13 protein-coding genes are annotated in these 17,206 nt (G+C 33.9%); 3 read left to right on the top strand and 10 right to left on the bottom strand.

What is annotated here, in order from left to right; genetic code table 11:
• Positions 1–32: 32 nt before the first annotated feature.
• Positions 33–3,248, bottom strand: coding sequence for a WD40/YVTN/BNR-like repeat-containing protein (locus tag SJY34_RS05555; RefSeq protein ID WP_400079789.1), 3,216 nt, complete (start codon positions 3,246–3,248; stop codon positions 33–35).
• Positions 3,249–3,329: 81 nt separating this feature from the next.
• On the bottom strand, positions 3,330–3,926 hold the full coding sequence (locus SJY34_RS05550) for a hypothetical protein (protein WP_400079786.1): 597 nt from the start codon (positions 3,924–3,926) through the stop codon (positions 3,330–3,332).
• A gap of 91 nt (positions 3,927–4,017) precedes the next feature.
• Between SJY34_RS05550 and SJY34_RS05545 the strand changes: the two genes are divergently transcribed.
• Both SJY34_RS05545 and SJY34_RS05540 read left to right on the top strand, forming a co-directional pair.
• The gene (locus tag SJY34_RS05545; RefSeq protein WP_400079784.1) at positions 4,018–5,154 is read left to right on the top strand and encodes a VWA domain-containing protein; all 1,137 of its coding nucleotides are present in this window, start codon (positions 4,018–4,020) and stop codon (positions 5,152–5,154) included.
• Between the two features lie 137 nt (positions 5,155–5,291).
• Positions 5,292–6,749 carry a magnesium chelatase gene (locus SJY34_RS05540; protein WP_400079782.1) on the top strand — a complete coding sequence of 486 codons (1,458 nt, stop codon included), beginning with the start codon at positions 5,292–5,294 and terminating at the stop codon, positions 6,747–6,749.
• Positions 6,750–6,875: 126 nt separating this feature from the next.
• Here the strand turns inward: SJY34_RS05540 and SJY34_RS05535 are convergent, their stop codons facing one another.
• The 8 genes from SJY34_RS05535 to SJY34_RS05500 form a co-directional block, all read right to left on the bottom strand.
• Positions 6,876–7,448, bottom strand: coding sequence for a YdeI family protein (locus SJY34_RS05535; protein WP_400079779.1), 573 nt, complete (start codon positions 7,446–7,448; stop codon positions 6,876–6,878).
• Between the two features lie 38 nt (positions 7,449–7,486).
• Positions 7,487–8,626, bottom strand: coding sequence for a TonB-dependent receptor (locus SJY34_RS05530; RefSeq protein ID WP_400079776.1), 1,140 nt, complete (start codon positions 8,624–8,626; stop codon positions 7,487–7,489).
• A gap of 82 nt (positions 8,627–8,708) precedes the next feature.
• Positions 8,709–9,953, bottom strand: a complete 1,245-nt coding sequence (locus SJY34_RS05525) for a hypothetical protein (protein WP_400079773.1) — start codon at positions 9,951–9,953, stop codon at positions 8,709–8,711.
• Positions 9,954–9,958: 5 nt separating this feature from the next.
• Positions 9,959–11,593: a M1 family metallopeptidase gene (locus tag SJY34_RS05520; RefSeq protein ID WP_400079771.1), complete on the bottom strand. Its 1,635-nt coding sequence runs from the start codon at positions 11,591–11,593 to the stop codon at positions 9,959–9,961.
• Positions 11,593–12,333 carry a hypothetical protein gene (locus tag SJY34_RS05515; RefSeq protein WP_400079768.1) on the bottom strand — a complete coding sequence of 247 codons (741 nt, stop codon included), beginning with the start codon at positions 12,331–12,333 and terminating at the stop codon, positions 11,593–11,595. Before SJY34_RS05515 ends, SJY34_RS05520 begins: the two co-directional genes overlap by 1 nt.
• A 37-nt stretch (positions 12,334–12,370) precedes the next feature.
• Positions 12,371–13,165 carry an arginase family protein gene (locus SJY34_RS05510; RefSeq protein ID WP_400079765.1) on the bottom strand — a complete coding sequence of 265 codons (795 nt, stop codon included), beginning with the start codon at positions 13,163–13,165 and terminating at the stop codon, positions 12,371–12,373.
• Positions 13,166–13,167: 2 nt separating this feature from the next.
• Positions 13,168–14,514: a M28 family metallopeptidase gene (locus SJY34_RS05505; protein WP_400079763.1), complete on the bottom strand. Its 1,347-nt coding sequence runs from the start codon at positions 14,512–14,514 to the stop codon at positions 13,168–13,170.
• Between the two features lie 85 nt (positions 14,515–14,599).
• Positions 14,600–15,763 (bottom strand): DUF6265 family protein, encoded by a 1,164-nt coding sequence (locus SJY34_RS05500; RefSeq protein ID WP_400079760.1) that lies wholly within the window; start codon positions 15,761–15,763, stop codon positions 14,600–14,602.
• 117 nt (positions 15,764–15,880) lie between these two features.
• On the opposite strand from SJY34_RS05500, the gene SJY34_RS05495 reads away from it, so the two are divergent.
• On the top strand, positions 15,881–17,206 hold the full coding sequence (locus SJY34_RS05495) for a M24 family metallopeptidase (RefSeq protein WP_400079757.1): 1,326 nt from the start codon (positions 15,881–15,883) through the stop codon (positions 17,204–17,206).

The following is a 17,206-nucleotide window of genomic DNA, read 5'->3' as shown; positions in this document are numbered from 1 at the left end:
CTAGAGCGTTTTTTGTTTATCATTACAATTATTTAATCAATACCAAAAGTCTTAATTTCCTTAAAAGGATCCATTTGAATTTGTTTCATACTAGTTTGGTAATTTGACCATTCTTTATTAAAAAAGTTATTTGTTTCGCCTAAGAGTTTATTTAAAGCATCTTCAGCATGCTTAATCAACGTGGTTTCAGTTGATGTTAAACCTGTTTGACTATTATAGACATAACCTTGTGCTGTTCTGAGCCTCTGTAAAGGTGTTACTTCTGGATTTCTGGTAATACCTTGACGTTTATCAACTTTTCCTAAGTATTTGTCTATTAAGCTATCTATTGATTTTACAATATCCTTAGACCCTTTAATTTGATCTTTATATTTTTCTTTATCCAATTTAGATAAATTCTTTTTATAAGTTTCAGCAATTGTTTTACTCTCAACTAATTGTTTAACAGCATTAGCTGAAGTTTCTTGCATTTTCTCTAACTGTTTTGCTGCAGTATAAACTTCATCAATATTCTTTTGAGATACTTCTAATCTCGGATCAGATTCAACTTTTATAGTAGTTTCAGACATTTGATCACCATAATGCAGAACCGCTTTGTATGTTCCTGGTTTTACAGAAACTCCACCAGGTTCTCTGGTCTGTTTTCTTATAGTTCTCGATGGTCTACTAACTCCAGCTTCGCTCATGTACCATGTCCATTTATGAATTCCGTTTTCTTTTGGAGCTTTGGTTTTTAAAGTTCTAATTAAACGTTGTCCATCATATATTTTTAAGGTTAGAGAATCCCATTTAACTTTCGCCTCTTCCTTTTTAGAATCCATATCTGTCTCATCATCTTCGTCTTCACTTTTTTCTTTTTTCTCACTTTTCGGTTGCTCTTTCTTATTAAATAAATAACTGAAACGTGCACCACCACCACGATTTTCACCATGATACATGGCATCTGCACCAAAACGACTTCCTGTTGGTTGTTGGTATGCAGCCTGATATGCAGTTGGTGTATCAAATAACTTAATATTTGAATTCATTACTGATTTGTTCTTCGCCATAGCTCTTAAAGGTCTAATATCATCTAAAACCCATGCTGCACGTCCAAATGTTCCAATAACTAAATCGTGTTCTCTAGGCTGAATCACCAAATCTTTTACAGAGGTGGTCGGAAATCCTTCAGTCCATTTTGTCCATTTTTCGCCAGCATTTAAAGAAACGTATAAACCATCGTCAGTTCCTAAGAATAGTAAATTTGGTTCAACTAAATCTTCAACAATAGCTAAAGTATAACTCTGTACATCGTTTTCATCCACAATACGTTCCCATGATTTTCCATAGTTTTTTGTTCTATAGGCGTAAGGAGTATAATTAAATCGTCTGTAATCATTGGCGATTAAAAGGGCTTCTCCTTTATTTTTATTAGACGCCTTTATTTGCGCTATCCAGCTGCCTTCAGGTAAACCTTTTAGATTTTTAGAAACATCTGTCCAGTTGTTTCCTCCGTCAGTTGTGTAGTGTACACGACCATCATCAGTACCAGCCCAAAGCATATCCTTTTCGAGTACTGAGGGTTCAATTACTAAGATGGTTGTATGATTTTCTGCTCCTGTAGCATCCATGCTTAGTCCACCACTTTCAGACTGCTTTTGTTTTTCTGGATCGTTAGTTGACAAATCTGGAGAAATGACAGTCCAAGTTTCCCCTTTATCTGTTGACTTATGCACAAATTGACTTCCGAAGTAAAGCGTACTATTATCAAACGGATCAATATTTATGGCAGAATTCCAGTTGAAACGCAAACGCACATCTGGATCTGGATGTGTTGGTCTAACTCCATAGTTGTTTCCTGTTTGCCAATCGTAACGACTCACATAACCTTGTTGACTCATAGACCATCCGTAACGGGAGTCATCTCTATCGGGAACCACATCAAACCCATCCCCAAAGCTAATTTCTTGCCAGTAACTATTTCTTATGCCTTGTGCACGCCAAACATAAGCTGGTCCTCTCCATGAGCCATTATCTTGCATACCTCCATAAACATTATATGGATATTCATTATCTACATTAATATGGTAGAATTGTGCTACAGGTAAATTACCTATGAATCTCCAGGTTTTACCTCCATCTTTAGTAATATTCATTCCACCATCATTACCATCTATCATAAAGTTGCCGTTTTCTGGATGAATCCACCAAGCATGATGATCTGGGTGAACACCATTACTCACTCCATAAGCTGGCATGAGTTGCGCAAAGTTTTTCCCGCCATCTTCAGAAACATTCACATAAGTAAATACTGAATATACACGATTTTCATTTTGAGGATCGACATAGATTTCAGAATAATAGAAAGGACGATTACCAATATCGCTTTTATCATTTACCTTTTTCCATTTAGAGCCACCATCTTCACTTTTGTAAAGTGCATTTTTCTTTGCTTCAACTAAAGCATAAATGATATTTGGTTTGTTTGGAGCTATAGCGACACCAATACGACCAAGATTTCCTTTTGGGAAACCATCATCTTCAGTGATTTTTGTCCAGGTTTTTCCACCATCATGAGTAATATGCAAACCAGAACCTTCACCGCCAGAATTAAAGAACCAAGGGTCACGTTTATGTTCCCACATGGCAGCAATTAACTTATTAGGATTAGTTGGATCCATCACTAAATCAGCAACACCAGTTTTGTTATTGGCGAATAAAATTTTATTCCAGGTTTTTCCACCATCAGTGGTTTTAAAAACTCCACGTTCTGGATGTTCTCCCCAAGGAGAGCCAATAGCTCCAACATATACTACATCAGGATTTGTTGGATCTACAATAATTCTGTGAATGTGTCTTGTTTTTTCAAGACCCATAGCCATCCATGTTTTTCCACCATCAAGAGATTTATAGACTCCATAACCACCATTAAGGGAATTACGGGGATTACCTTCACCTGTGCCAACCCAAATTACACTTGGGTTTGATTGCTGAATTTCTACAGCACCAATTGAAGCTGTGAGTTCTTTATCGAAAATAGGTTCCCAAGTAATGCCACCTGAATTAGATTTCCAAAGGCCACCTGAGGCAGTTCCGACATACATGACATCAGGATTAGTTGTTACAACATCAATGGCAGTTACACGTCCAGACATGCCACCAGGTCCAATATTTCTTGATGTCATATTTTTGACCATGTCCATTGAAAATTCTTGTGCCGAGAATAATGTTACACTGAATAGCATAACAAGAGTGAAAAATTTCTTCATTATTTTTAGGTTAGTTGAGTAAAACCCTAAAATTAAGGAAAAGATGTGATTGATTTCTAAAAGAGATGTTAATGTATACTCTTATTTAGTATCAATTTTTACTGGTATTTCTTTGTTAGCATTAATGATCCACTGTGTTCCATAAACATCAGCATAAATTATATTGAAAGAAAGATTACTTTCTGAAAGAACTTTTCTAAATAGATTAATACCAGCAGGATTTTTAATGTTAATAATTTCTAATTTTTCATTCGCTGGTAATACTATACCATCAGTTAGTGTACTTGATGTGTAGCCTATTGAATCCAAACCTTTTGTATTTTTAAATATACTTTTTAGAATATCATCGCTACTGTTAAAGACCAAAGTATCCTTTTTATTATCTATCATTTTCACTTCTACTTTTTTAATAAAAGCAGGCCCGACTCCCTTATTACCTATAACAATTTTGAAGCTATCAGATTTATAGCTAGACCATTGACTTAAATGTGGAAGAACAGAGGCACTCTGCTGCATTTGTATAAGTTTATTTTCCTCTCTTGCTAAGTATGATTGGTAGAGTAGTGCTATCAATGAAATTACACTGATAAACAATGCTGAGGTGCTCATTATTTTATCAGTTGTCCAATTGATTCTTTTTTTTTGCTTTTTGATTTGCTCTTCCGCTTCTTCTGACATTTTGTGTTGTATTTCTGTAAAGTTAATAAAATGTTAGAATCTAAAAATAGGTAATTGATATCGCTTTAAAAAGCATTATTTTTACATTGCCATGAAAGAAAAATCAAATAAATCAGGCTTTGTATTTAAAACCTACGAAGCACCAAATCAATCTCCTTTCGAAAAACTCTTTGAGATTTTTAAGGAGTTAATCACATATACTTCTGGAGATTTTGATGAAGCTATTGATTGGTTGCGACAACTTGATGTAGAATATAAGCTTACAACTCCTGAGTATACCATTGATGACTTTATAGAGGATTTAAAAAACAAGGGCTATATCCGAGAAGAGATTGATCCAACTGGTAATGGAGACGGAAAAGGTAAAACAACTATTACCGCTAAAACCGAACGGGCTATACGTCAGCAGGCTTTAGATCATATTTTTGGAAAGATAAAACGAAGCGGTTCAGGTAATCATAAAAGCAAAGGAGTAGGTTTAGGTGATGAGCATACAGGTGACTTTAGAGCATATCAATTTGGTGACGCTTTAGACAAAGTTTCTATGACTGAAAGTATTAGAAATGCACAAATCAATAATGGTATTGGTGATTTTAGTATTACAGAAGACGATTTAGTTGTTGAAGAAACCCTTCATAAAAGTCAGATGAGTACTGTGCTTATGATAGATATAAGTCATAGTATGATTTTATATGGTGAAGATCGTATTACACCAGCTAAAAAAGTAGCGATGGCATTGGCCGAATTAATTACTACACGTTATCCAAAAGATACTTTAGAGATTTTGGTATTTGGAAATGATGCATGGCCGATTAAAATAAAAGAATTACCATACTTAAAAGTTGGTCCATACCATACAAATACAGTTGCTGGATTACAACTAGCTATGGATATGCTTCGCAGAAAGCGTAACACAAATAAACAGATTTTTATGATTACAGATGGTAAGCCAAGTTGTTTGCGTATGCCAGACGGTCAGTATTACAAAAACAGTAATGGTTTAGATCCGTTTATTACTAATAAATGTTATGCAATGGCACAACAGGCACGACGCTTACATATTCCGATTACTACGTTTATGATTGCTGAAGACCCATATCTGATGCGATTTGTACGTGAATTTACCCAAGCCAATCGAGGCAAAGCATTTTATACAGGATTAAAAGGTTTAGGTGAAATGATTTTTGAAGATTACGAAAATAATAGAAAAAGAAGAATAAAGGGTTAAAAAAGCCCATCCTAACCTTCCCAGAGGGAAGGAACAAAAATTAATACTTTAAAAATAAAGCTCAAATTCCCGCATTGAGTTTTTCCCGAGCCTGTGCTGAGCGCAGTCGAAGTAGGGAAATTAAAAGGGTCTTATTTATGACAGATATTAAAACACTAGGCGAATTAAAAAAAACAGGTTACCAATCCAAATCTATAAAGGACGAATTGCGTGATAACTTGATTGAAAATATTAAGAATAAAGTTACAACGTTTGAAGGCATTCATGGTTATGAAAATACAGTGATTCCTGAACTAGAGCGTGCTATTTTATCACGACATAATATTAACCTTCTAGGTCTGAGAGGTCAGGCAAAAACACGTTTGGCGCGAATGATGGTAAACTTGTTGGATGAACATATTGCTGTTGTAGAAGGTTCAGAAATTAATGATGATCCCTTACAACCTATTTCACGATATGCAATTGAGTTAATTAATGAAAAAGGTGACGACACACCAATAACATGGTTGCACAGAGATGATCGTTTTGCAGAAAAACTGGCTACTCCAGATGTTACAGTAGCTGATATCATTGGAGATGTTGATCCAATAAAAGCAGCGAATTTAAAATTGAGTTATGCAGATGATCGTGTGATTCATTATGGAATGATTCCAAGAGCGAATCGTTGCATTTTTGTGATTAATGAATTACCAGATTTACAGGCACGAATTCAAGTGGCTTTGTTTAATATTTTACAAGAAGGTGATATTCAAATTCGTGGATTTAAACTACGATTACCATTAGATATGCAATTTGTGTTTACGGCGAATCCTGAGGACTATACCAATCGTGGAAGTATTGTTACACCTTTAAAAGATAGGATAGGCTCACAGATTTTGACGCATTATCCTGAGACCATTGATACAGCGAGAATCATAACTTCTCAAGAAGCAAAATTAGACGAAAGACAAGCTGGTTCAGTCTATGTACCAGACTTGGCCAAAGACTTATTAGAGCAAATTAGTTTTGAAGCTCGTGAAAGTGAATACGTAGACGTAAAGAGTGGAGTGAGTGCGCGTATGAGTATTACGGCTTTTGAAAATTTATTAAGTACAGCAGAGCGTCGTGCTTTGTTAGCTGGTGATGATAAAACTGCGGTAAGGCTATCGGATTTTATTGGAGTCATACCAGCTATTACAGGTAAAGTAGAATTGGTGTATGAAGGTGAACAAGAAGGAGCAGATTTTGTTGCAAATACTTTAATGGATGAAGCGATTAAAACTCTATTTCCAAAATATTTTCCAAAGATTGAAAAGTTAGAAAAAGAAGGAGAAGATACTCCTTATGATGATTTAATTTCCTGGTTCTTTAATGGTGATGGCTTTGAGTTGTTAGATGATTTTGATGATGCAACATATAAAGCCAAATTAGATGAGGTAACACCTTTAGATGCATTACTGGCAGATTACCAACCAGACATAGATAAACGAGATGTTTATTTTGAAAAAGAATTTATTCTTTGGGGATTGGTACAGTTTAAAAAACTGAGTAAGTATCGTTATTCTGAAGGGTTACAGATTAAAGATCCTTATGGTAGTTATATAAGTGGATTGTAGTAAAATTTCTGTCATATCGAGCGTAGTCGAGATGCAAACCTTCCATCAAAAATGTTCTCGACTACGCTCGAACTGACAGATTAACTATGTTTGTTGTCAGTCTGACTTTGTAAAATAGAGAATGGCTTACCAAGCATCACGACTTTTAATATTAGCATCGCAGAGTTTTATGATCTCTGCGATTCTTTTTTGTCGTGTAGCTTCCCGTTTGGCACTGTGTAACCAAGACAAATAACTTTTTCTATAACCACGCGAAAAGTTTTGATAATTTTCAAAAGCTCGTAGATTCTTATTAAAAGCATCTTGTAACGCTTTAGGAATCACACCATTTTCCACATCATCCATTTCAGTCCATTTACCCGTTTCTTTTGCAAGATTAATCAGTTTTCGACCAGGTTCTTGGATTAAACCACCTTTTTCGAGCTCAATGACGTACTTTTTATTTAGCGCACTCCAAGTACTTTTTGGATTTCGTGGAGAGAAGTATTGTCTTCGTTTTCCATTACCTAGACTTTTTACTGTAGAGTCAATCCAACCGAAGCATATGGCTACTTTAACAGCTTCTTCCCAACGCATTGTTGGTATACCTGTTTCAAGTTTATAAAAGATGAGGTATATGGCTTTATACTTATCGTGATTGGTTAAAAGCCAATCGTACCAATCGGTATCGCGTTCAAAATGAATTTCTGGAATTTCCAATAGTTTTAAGTTGTTTGACTATTAATTTAATACAGTATTTATTCTACTGAAAAGGTACTAATTTGATGTAATGGAATACCTGATTCTGAAATACCCTCTACTTCAATAATATAATCACCTTTTATATCACATGTAAAAAATGAAATTTGTTCCGTCTTATTTTCAGCTGTGATTCTAATTTTAGGATTCCAGTAAAGCGTTTTTCTCAAATCATATTTAGAATTTTCATCAGTATCTTTGGTGTAATCTGGAGAATAGAATTCTTTAGCCGTGTAAAACCCTTCGGTAGTAAAGTTTATAATGCCTGGTTTTCTTTTTTCTGGAGATATAAATTTTCCTCTTCTAGTATAGACAACGAGTACTCCATTACTTGCATTAGAAAAAACTGCTGAATTTGCTCCTCTATAAAAATCTATAAACGAAATTTGATCTGTAGGTATACTTAATAGTTCATCTAAATCAGTGGTTATGTCATTAATAATGATTTTAGGTGAACCACTACTACCTCTTATAAAAAAACTGTTTCCGATAAAATTTAATCCAGGAAATCTCGCCAGTAGAGAAGTAAGAGGTTGATTCTCTAAGGTCTCATCTGATTCTACATCTAGTCTGTAACTTGGGAAGTTAAATGTTGCGATATCATCCATTTCTTGTTCTCTTAAACTCTTTTCAGCTCTCTTTTTTCCAACAACAACCACTTCATCTAGTTTTTCACTGTTTTGATCAAATTGAAAATTAATAGCTCTTACATATTTAGTAATTTTTGAATAATCAGTGGGTTCATTATTTTTCTTTAGATAAGTTTTCTTGTTGTTATTTCTAATGATTTTTGGACTCGGTATTTCCTCATCAATTAAAATTGATAATTCTCGATCTTTGTCTTCTTTAGATTTAAAATCGTTTAATCTAGACTGAATAATTGTTGGTATGGAATCATAAATTATAAAAGGTCCGAAACTAAATTTACCATCGGCATCAGATTTTTTAATGGGTTGTTGCGCTATTTCTTTTCCAAAAAATGTTAAGGACGTATATGCAGGTGCTAGCGTATACGGCTTTTCTAATAGTTTGGTTTCGCCAGAGATGATAATGCCTTTTTCAATATTATATTCTGAGGTTTTATTTTCTTCATAAAGCAAATCTTGCCAATTAAAACGTCTCCATCCATGAGTCATCATCACTAAATCTAAAAGATATTTCTTCTTGTAATCTTTTGTGTCTGAAAAAAAATAGCCAGGATTTTTAATCTTTCCTCTTAAATCAGAAGTTCAGTAATAACCAAGTTTTAATATTTTGAGAGTTGCTATTATAATGAATTGTATTAGAATTTCTAACACTTAGGGATAAATGACTCGGAAGACTTCTTTCTTTATGATCGTCTACATAAAGCTGTAATACAACTTTCTCTTTGGTAGCTAAAATCTCTTTATTTTTCTCAATTTTAATTGTCGCTTTATTTTTAGAGTTTTCAATAAAAACTAGGCGTTCACAAACGGGTTTACCTTTAGGATCAAATAATGTAATATGTGTAACGCCATCTTTTAAGTCTTGGGTTGATAAGCTAACAGTATAATTGTTTTTGTTATTTGTTTCCAGTTTTTCATAAAGGATATCTCCTCTTTGGTGCAGTATTAGATAAGAACCAGAAAGTCCTTCATATTTAGTAGTCTTAATATCTATAAGTAACTGGTTGCTTTTTTGGCTAACACTTATGTTATAACCCAATGGTAAGGCCTGTGGTAGTTTATATTTATAAACAGAATCATTTAGTTCTATGTTTGCATAATATGTTTTATTTGGCTTTGGTGTTATAAAAAAATAGCTCAAACCATAATCTGAGGTTTTAAAATCTGAAATAAAAGTGTCTTCATTATCTACTATGTATCCGCTGAGGTGATTTTTATCATAGATGTCATCCTTAATTTTAATAGCAACTTTACTAGTTAAATTTTCTACTAAATACCCACTTTCAGGATAAAAATGTAAATCTGGACGATTCGTATTTGTTGACTTCTCTGATAATTCACCAATACTTAAAGCTTTTGAATTTTCATTTTTACTGACTTCCCATATATCTATTTCCTTTTTGAAAAAATAAGTAGGATCCTCATTGCGCATATAGTTGGTGTATGCTCGTAAGAGGTATTTACCTTTTTTCCATTCTTTTTCAATTTTAAAGTCACCTCCTGTACTAATATCTTCTAAGTAAAGTTTTCTTTTGCTAATAATACTGTCTTTATCATTGATAAGTTCTACATGAAGTACAGCACTTTTAGTGCTTTTTTGATTGGTGATTCCGTTTACCAAATATGCAGAAAACCAAATAGTTTCATTTGCCAAGTACAAATCTTTGTCTGTATGAAGGTATACTTTTTCAGGCCATCCAACTTCACTATAATTTTGAAGTTTCTTAGTAATTAAATCTACTAAGTTCTCACTGCTGTTTGAAACAAGAAACGAACTTGAAAGAAAAATCAAGGCAGAGTAGATTAGACCTTTTTTCATTAGGTTTATAATTTATTCACTTCAATATAATAATCACGATCTACTTTGAAATCCGAGGTTCCGATGGTTTTTGTTTTCCATTCTGCGTCAGGAAATAGCCATTCTTTTTTTCCATTAATTGAAACTTCAATGGGCATGTCAAAATCATTGACAATATTTATATAGCGAAATTTAAGCTTACCATCTTCTATTTTAAACTCTAAAGTTGGAATTCGAACGTCTCTCAAATACTGATTAAAGAATGCTGATAAATCTTTATCAGTTTTTTTACTTATATAATCTTCAATTTCCTTTGTCGTCACAGTTTTATGATAAAATTCAGAGTTTAGACCACGGAGAATTTCTCGCCACTTTTTGTCATCTTCGACAAGTTGTCTCAAAGTATGAAGCATATTTGCGCCTTTATAATACATATCACTAGAACCTTCATTATTTACATTGTAAGTTCCGATAATGGGTTTGTCATTCTGAATATTTGCTCTAGTACCAATAACATAATCTGCGGAAGCCTCTTTACCGTAATAGTAGTCTAAAAACAGATTTTCTGAATATGCCGTAAACCCTTCATGAATCCACATATCAGCAGCATCTTTATAAGTAATATTATTGGCAAACCACTCGTGACCAGCTTCGTGAATAATTATAAAATCGAATTTTAAACCCCATCCAGTTTGAGACAAGTCATTTCCTAAATACCCTTTTTTATACTGATTTCCATAAGTTACTGAGCTTTGATGTTCCATGCCTAAATAAGGCACTTCTACTAATTTAAAACTGTCTTCATAAAACGGATAAGGTCCAAACCAATGCTCAAAAGCTTTCATCATTTTTGGAGCATCTTTAAAATGCTCTTTGGCTTTTTCGAGATTATCCTTAAGCACCCAATAATCTAAATCAAGATTACCTTTTTCTCCTTTATAGACTTCAGAGAAGTTTACATAGTCACCGATATTTACATTAACTCCATAATTATTAATTGGGTTGTTTACGAACCAATGTGAGGTAATAGTATTGTTACCATTATCCATTAATGCTTTGAGACGCCCATTTGAAACATTAGTAAGTCCTTTTGGATTAGTAATACTAATCAGCATGCTATCTACTTCGTCGTACATATGATCTTTATTTGGCCACCAAACGCTTGCTCCAAGACCTTGGCAAGATGTTGCTATAAAATGTTTCCCATTTTGATCTTTTTTCCATGAAAATCCGCCATCCCAAGGTGCGCGTTTAGCTTCTTTTGGTTGACCTTTATAATGAACTTCAATTGAATTTACTCCACCAATATTTTGATCTTTGGTCAATGTTATAAAATGCGCATTCCCTTGGTGATTAACTTCTAATTCCTGTCCATCTTGAAGCACTTTTGTAATTTCCATTGGAGATTGCAAGTCGATTTGCATCACTTGATTAGGTTTTAAGACTTCATACTGAATTGTATTTTTTCCAGATATAAACTTCTCATCTGGTTTAACTTCAATATCTAAATGATAATAAGTTAAGTCCCACCATTCGCGTTCAGCAGTGACGCTTCCTCGTAAGGTATCTTGTCTTGTGAAGTTTGATTTATCTTGAAGTAATTGGGCATAGCTATTTGTCAAAAAACAAATAAATCCTAAAATGAGTACTATTTTTTTCATCAGTTTATGTTGTCTAAAAAAGGTTTCATATCCAATAATTCTATATCATCACGTTTACGCAATTCTTTTAAAAACCAACCTTTGTGACCAGCTCCATAAGTGATAAGAATACGTTTATTTTGGTGTCTGTATGTCTCTAAAGCTTTTTCGATATTCCAGTAGTGCGCTATATTAATATTATCCCAACCACCAAGACCTAATTCGTCATTGAAGCGTTTGTTATATTCATTTAGACGAATATTATAGATGCTGTCATAGGTATTGGTATGAATAAAATAAGGGTCGTTTCTATTACCTGCTAATTTCATTAATGAATCTGACAATTTATTAGCGTTACTATAAGCTTGCCAATCTTCGGTGCGAGTAGAATCTTTACTAATTGCTCTCAATTTTTTTGACCTTTCTGAAGCCATAGAGCTCGTCCAACCAGCTGTTGGAATGATAATGAAATCCATTGTTTTTGATAGTGGAAAAACAACATCAGTATATTCAGGAAAACGTATAACGCGAGGTTCCGAAATGCTATCATCTCTTTTGAAACCCTCCATAGCAGCATCAAATCTGTCTGGTGGAATTTCCGTAAGTATAATATCTGGATTGATTTCTTCAATTAAGGCAGTAAGCTTATCTATGTTATAAACCTCTTGTGTTTTATGTCCACTATGAATGGTGCCTAATACTAAAACTTCATTTTTTGTTGAAGGTTTTTCACAGGCCATAAAAAGCGAAATACAGCACATTAATAGGCAGTTATGCTTTAGTTTATATGACAAGATATTAGTCATTAAATAATAGATTAATAATGTTTTTTATAGGTTCTAATTCATCTTCAGTCATAGCAACAGATTCTAAAATACTGGTACCACAAATATCAAAGTTAGCCTTTAAAGTTTTAATATAATCTTCAGCTTCAATTACAGTGATGCCGTTATTGACATTAAAATAAGCATTTTTGTATGAATCTGGATCGAGACAATCTACATCAAAATGAATATAAAGGTGTGTGATTTTTTTATCTTTTAGTGTTTTTACTAAATGATTTATATCTATGGTTAAAGGCGCATAAATATGATCTTTTGCTATTCGTTTTTGTTCAGCTGTATCAATACTTCTTAATCCTATATAATGAATTTGTGAAGGCTTAATTTCTGTAAAAAGTAAATCCTTTAATTTTTGATTTCCCTCTCCTAAAAGTGTTCGTAATGGCATACCATGAAAGTTGTGGCTCTGTGATTCTTTAGGAATGTTAATATCTGCATGTGCATCAAACCAAATGACACCTAGATTAGACTGTTTAGAGGCTAAATAACTTACTGGAATGATTTCTAGTCCACAATCACCTCCAATAGTATGTAATGTTTTAGGGTTTTTATCAATTAATAGAGTTTTAAAATCTGAAAGTTGCTCTAATAGTGCAGAATGCCCATTAATATTTTGTTCTAATGTTAATGGTAATTTGGATAATGGTATGGATATAACATCACCTTTAATATAATCGAATATTGTTTTTGCACCATCTGCTATTGATTTTCCGGTACCTGAGCCTTGCCATTGTGGAAAGAAGACTTTCATATTTATCTCATAATCTTATTAGGAAAAACTACTGTGCTTTCGTGACCGTTTTCACCAACTGCAGCAACTCCAAAAAGAGCGTTGTCAATAACAATACCATCTAAAGTAAATTCTGTTACATCTCCTACATAACGACTGTTATCCCAAGTTGGAGACGTGGTATCTCTCCAATAGATTTTGTAGCCTTTTGCACCTTCAACTTTATTCCATTGTAATTTTGCAGAAGCTTCAACTATACCACCAATACCTACTTCTTTAGGAGCAGGTGGAGCAGAAGCGAGGCTTGCCATTGTTATAGCATTAACAGCTGTTAATTTTTTGCAATATGGAAAATTAACATGCTCAAACGTATCTCCGTAGTTGATACCATTTTCTGTGCGTATGTCTTGATGCTGTTGCGTATAATTTTCATGAGCCTCCATTATTCTTATACCAGCAAAACCAACATCATTAAAAGGTCTGTGATGTCCACCACGACCAAAACGATCTAAGCGATATACCATCATTGGATTCATTTCTGGCATATATGTTTTTGTTGTTTCATAGACATAACGTGCCAACTGGCGTGAAATACCATCTACTTCGCCACCGTAAAAGCGACGTGCTCTAGCTTGTCTTTTTAATTTCTCTGCATCGGTTTCTCCAGTAGTTGTTGGTTCGGAAAATATTCTAAACGTACGGTTATCGACTACACCATCAACTCCAGAAATATTTCCAATCATATCATTATTTAAAACTCCAATAATGTCCCAATTGTTCTCTTGTGCATATTTGGCCATGCCTTGACCACCAAAAAGTCCTTGTTCTTCACCAGAAAGACCTAAATAAACAACACTACTTTCAAATTTATATTTAGATAAAATACGAGCTGCTTCAATAGCTCCAGCCATTCCAGTAGCGTTATCATTTGCGCCTGGTGAATCAGAGGTAAAATCTGTTGGGCTCGAAACTCTAGAATCGATATCTCCACTCATTATGATATAACGATTTGGGTATTTTGTACCACGTTGTATAGCAACTACGTTTACCACCATTACATCATGTACAATACGTTGATTTGTTCCTTTCTTAACTAAATCTTTTTGATAGAATACTTCTAAGCAATTATTACATTCTTTTGAAATATTATCGAATTGACCTTTTATCCAGCGACGAGCGGCTCCAATGCCACGAGTTTCTGAAAGTGTATCACTCAAGGTGTGTCGTGTACCAAAGTCGGCAAGAGTTTTTACATCATTTCTGAGGCGTTCTTCAGAAACAGCATCAATGATATCATAGATTTTTGAGTCCGTTTGTGCCGAAATTGAAATAGAAAAAAGTATTGAAAATAATAGAATTGAATTTTTCATTTATAGATGGTTTAAGTAAGCTTAAAAATACGCTATTGTTAAAGAGAATATTTTAAAAATATGTTAATACATAAAAGGATTAATATTATTTGACGAGTAAAAGTGTACCAAAAATTCCTGCATCAATCCAACCTCTATTTTTATCAACTCCTTGCACTTCAACTGAGCCTATAAAATTTTCTCTTGTTTTACTATTATCATTATCGCAATAGGCTAAGGCAAAGCCTATATTTCTATTTGCATAAAGTTTTACAGGCGTATTACTGTCATTATCATCATAAGCATCATCGAAAAGTGAAATTTTGACTTCCCAGACTGATGTTGTTCCTTCAGTAATCACTTTCGATGCGACGTGAGAGTTATAAAGTTTTCCTTCCTTTTTTGTAGACATGTCTACTACATTTCCGTCTAGAGCAATATGATATGCAAAAGCATTGTGATTATATTGATGCTCACCACCACTATTATCTTCGTCAATAAAAACCTCTAAGCAATCATCGTCCCACCATGTTGTCAATGGATCTTGATAAATATCAATGAGTTTATCGTCTTGTATTTCTGCTAGTAAATATAAAGCGTCTTCAGTCCAAGCTAATTTGTATTTGCCTTTAAAATCTTCTTCAGTTGGTTGCTCTCCTAACCAAGTTTGATCTAAAGGTCTCCATAGTGCATTTTGCCATATGGTCTCATTTGCAATGCCATCTATAGTAGGAGCAACTTCTGCGTATTGAACTTTAATGAGTTGTTTAATGGTCTTTCTCTTATCTAATTTTTTTCTATAAGCAAATTTTGCTGTTTCAGTTTCTCCTTTATCATTTTCTATATCTACATAGACATTCATCTCTGAATCGCTCACTTTTTCAAAAGTCAAGCCTTCAAAAACAGCTTTGTTTTTTGTGATTTCGATTAAGGGAAAATCCACAGTGTCATCTTTTGATTCCCAACCTTTTAAATCGGATCTAAAATGTTTTAATTGAAGAATTAAAGTGTTTTCAACCTCTCTAATGACTTCTATTTCATAAAACGAGACTCTATTATTATTGGTAAATTTAAATGTTGCCATCATTGAACCATTGGAAGGTTCACTCCAAATTTCTTCTGCATGACCACCAAAAACTTCACAATGCCATGTGCCAGAAATCCAAGCTATGTTTTCAAGCTTAGGTTCTAAATTTTTAGATTGTGCGTTACAAAATATATTAACCGAAAATACAGTCAATATGATCGTGTATATCATAATTTTTTTCATGGTTTAAATTTAAAGGCTTATACATTAGTAAGGCGTTTGTAACATCCAAAGTATGGACATATTAGTAATTTATTTTTTTTAATATGTATCTTCGTCAAGATACTATAAAGTTTAAAAATGAGCAATTTAGCAAAACTTCTACTTATATTTTTTATCTGTTTTGGTTGTACAGAGAAATCATCTGAAACAGCTTCTATAAATCCAGAAACATATTGGGGAGAAAACCCATGGCCAGATATCAGAAAAAAGCGTATTAATACACTTTTGCCTAAAGCGCTCGAGTCTGCTAAAGTAGATTGTTGGTTAGTAATCTGTAGAGAGAATAATAATGATCCAATAGCAGACCATATTGGAGGAGAAAATGCAGGTGGCACGGCAGTTTTTTTGTTCTACAATGATGAAAAAGGCTTCCATTCAAAAGTGTTTTCACCATCTGGTGAAGCTACAGCTTTAGATGATTTAAATATACACGATGAAGTTGTTAGTGTAGAACGTGGTACCTCTTCTGTGTTAAAGGCTGTAGAATTTATTAAGGGCAAAAATTTTAATACTATTGCAGTGAATTCATCTGAAAGTAATTCTATGGCAGATGGTTTGTCCTTTACACAAAGACAAAATTTAGAACAATTATTAGGTGATAAATCCGAACGTTTGATATCATCCACAGAGGTTGTGTATGAGTGGTTGTCTATTAAATTACCTGAAGAAGTTGATATTTTAACAAAGGCAGCACAGCTAACAGCTGATTGGCAGGTTGAAGCATATAAGCAAGTGGTTCCTGGGAAATCAACTGATGCAGACATTGCGAAATTCCTTAAACAAAAGATGTTAGAATATGGTGTGACTGACGGCTGGGCAGCTGACCAAAATCCTAATGTTAATTCTGGTGCAGACCGTGGACATTCCCATGCGACCGATAAAGTTATTATGCCTGGTGATGTTATTCAAATTGACTTTGGTATCAAAGTTTATGATCGATGGGTAAGTGATATACAGCGCTTTGCCTATGTTTTAAAAGAAGGTGAAATTGAAGCACCTAAGGATATAATGCATTATTGGGAAAGCGGTAAAGCAGGTAATAGAGCGGCTTTAGCGGCTATGAAACCAGGTGTAAAAGGTATTGATGTGGATAGAGCGCAACGTATACTGATGGAAAAAGCAGGTTCAGATTATGTGATGTGGAGTACAGGACATCCAGTAGGTTATGTGGCTCATGATGTTGGTCCTAATTTAGGTGGCTCACAAGCATCTCATGTACGACCAGCTTCAGAAAAAATCATTAAAGAAGGCATGACCTTTGCCTTTGATGGATTTCATGCATGGAAATTAGCTGATGGTGGTACAAAAACTATTTCGGTAGAGGAAATGGCGGTCGTTAAAAAAGGGAAAGCCGAATATTTAATTGCACCTCAGGAAGATTTGATTTTGATTTCTTCCAATTAA

This window comes from Winogradskyella sp. R77965, from assembly GCF_044594915.1.
GTDB lineage: Bacteria > Bacteroidota > Bacteroidia > Flavobacteriales > Flavobacteriaceae > Winogradskyella.
This window is presented reverse-complemented; position numbering and strand designations above follow the sequence as displayed.

Coding starts and splice junctions, on each gene's coding strand:
- SJY34_RS05555 (WP_400079789.1), bottom strand. CDS start 3,248: ATGAAGAAATTTTTCACTCTTGTTATGCTATTCAGTGTAACATTATTC.
- SJY34_RS05550 (WP_400079786.1), bottom strand. CDS start 3,926: ATGTCAGAAGAAGCGGAAGAGCAAATCAAAAAGCAAAAAAAAAGAATC.
- SJY34_RS05545 (WP_400079784.1), top strand. CDS start 4,018: ATGAAAGAAAAATCAAATAAATCAGGCTTTGTATTTAAAACCTACGAA.
- SJY34_RS05540 (WP_400079782.1), top strand. CDS start 5,292: ATGACAGATATTAAAACACTAGGCGAATTAAAAAAAACAGGTTACCAA.
- SJY34_RS05530 (WP_400079776.1), bottom strand. CDS start 8,626: ATGATGACTCATGGATGGAGACGTTTTAATTGGCAAGATTTGCTTTAT.
- SJY34_RS05525 (WP_400079773.1), bottom strand. CDS start 9,953: ATGAAAAAAGGTCTAATCTACTCTGCCTTGATTTTTCTTTCAAGTTCG.
- SJY34_RS05520 (WP_400079771.1), bottom strand. CDS start 11,593: ATGAAAAAAATAGTACTCATTTTAGGATTTATTTGTTTTTTGACAAAT.
- SJY34_RS05515 (WP_400079768.1), bottom strand. CDS start 12,333: ATGTGCTGTATTTCGCTTTTTATGGCCTGTGAAAAACCTTCAACAAAA.
- SJY34_RS05510 (WP_400079765.1), bottom strand. CDS start 13,165: ATGAAAGTCTTCTTTCCACAATGGCAAGGCTCAGGTACCGGAAAATCA.
- SJY34_RS05505 (WP_400079763.1), bottom strand. CDS start 14,514: ATGAAAAATTCAATTCTATTATTTTCAATACTTTTTTCTATTTCAATT.
- SJY34_RS05500 (WP_400079760.1), bottom strand. CDS start 15,763: ATGAAAAAAATTATGATATACACGATCATATTGACTGTATTTTCGGTT.
- SJY34_RS05495 (WP_400079757.1), top strand. CDS start 15,881: ATGAGCAATTTAGCAAAACTTCTACTTATATTTTTTATCTGTTTTGGT.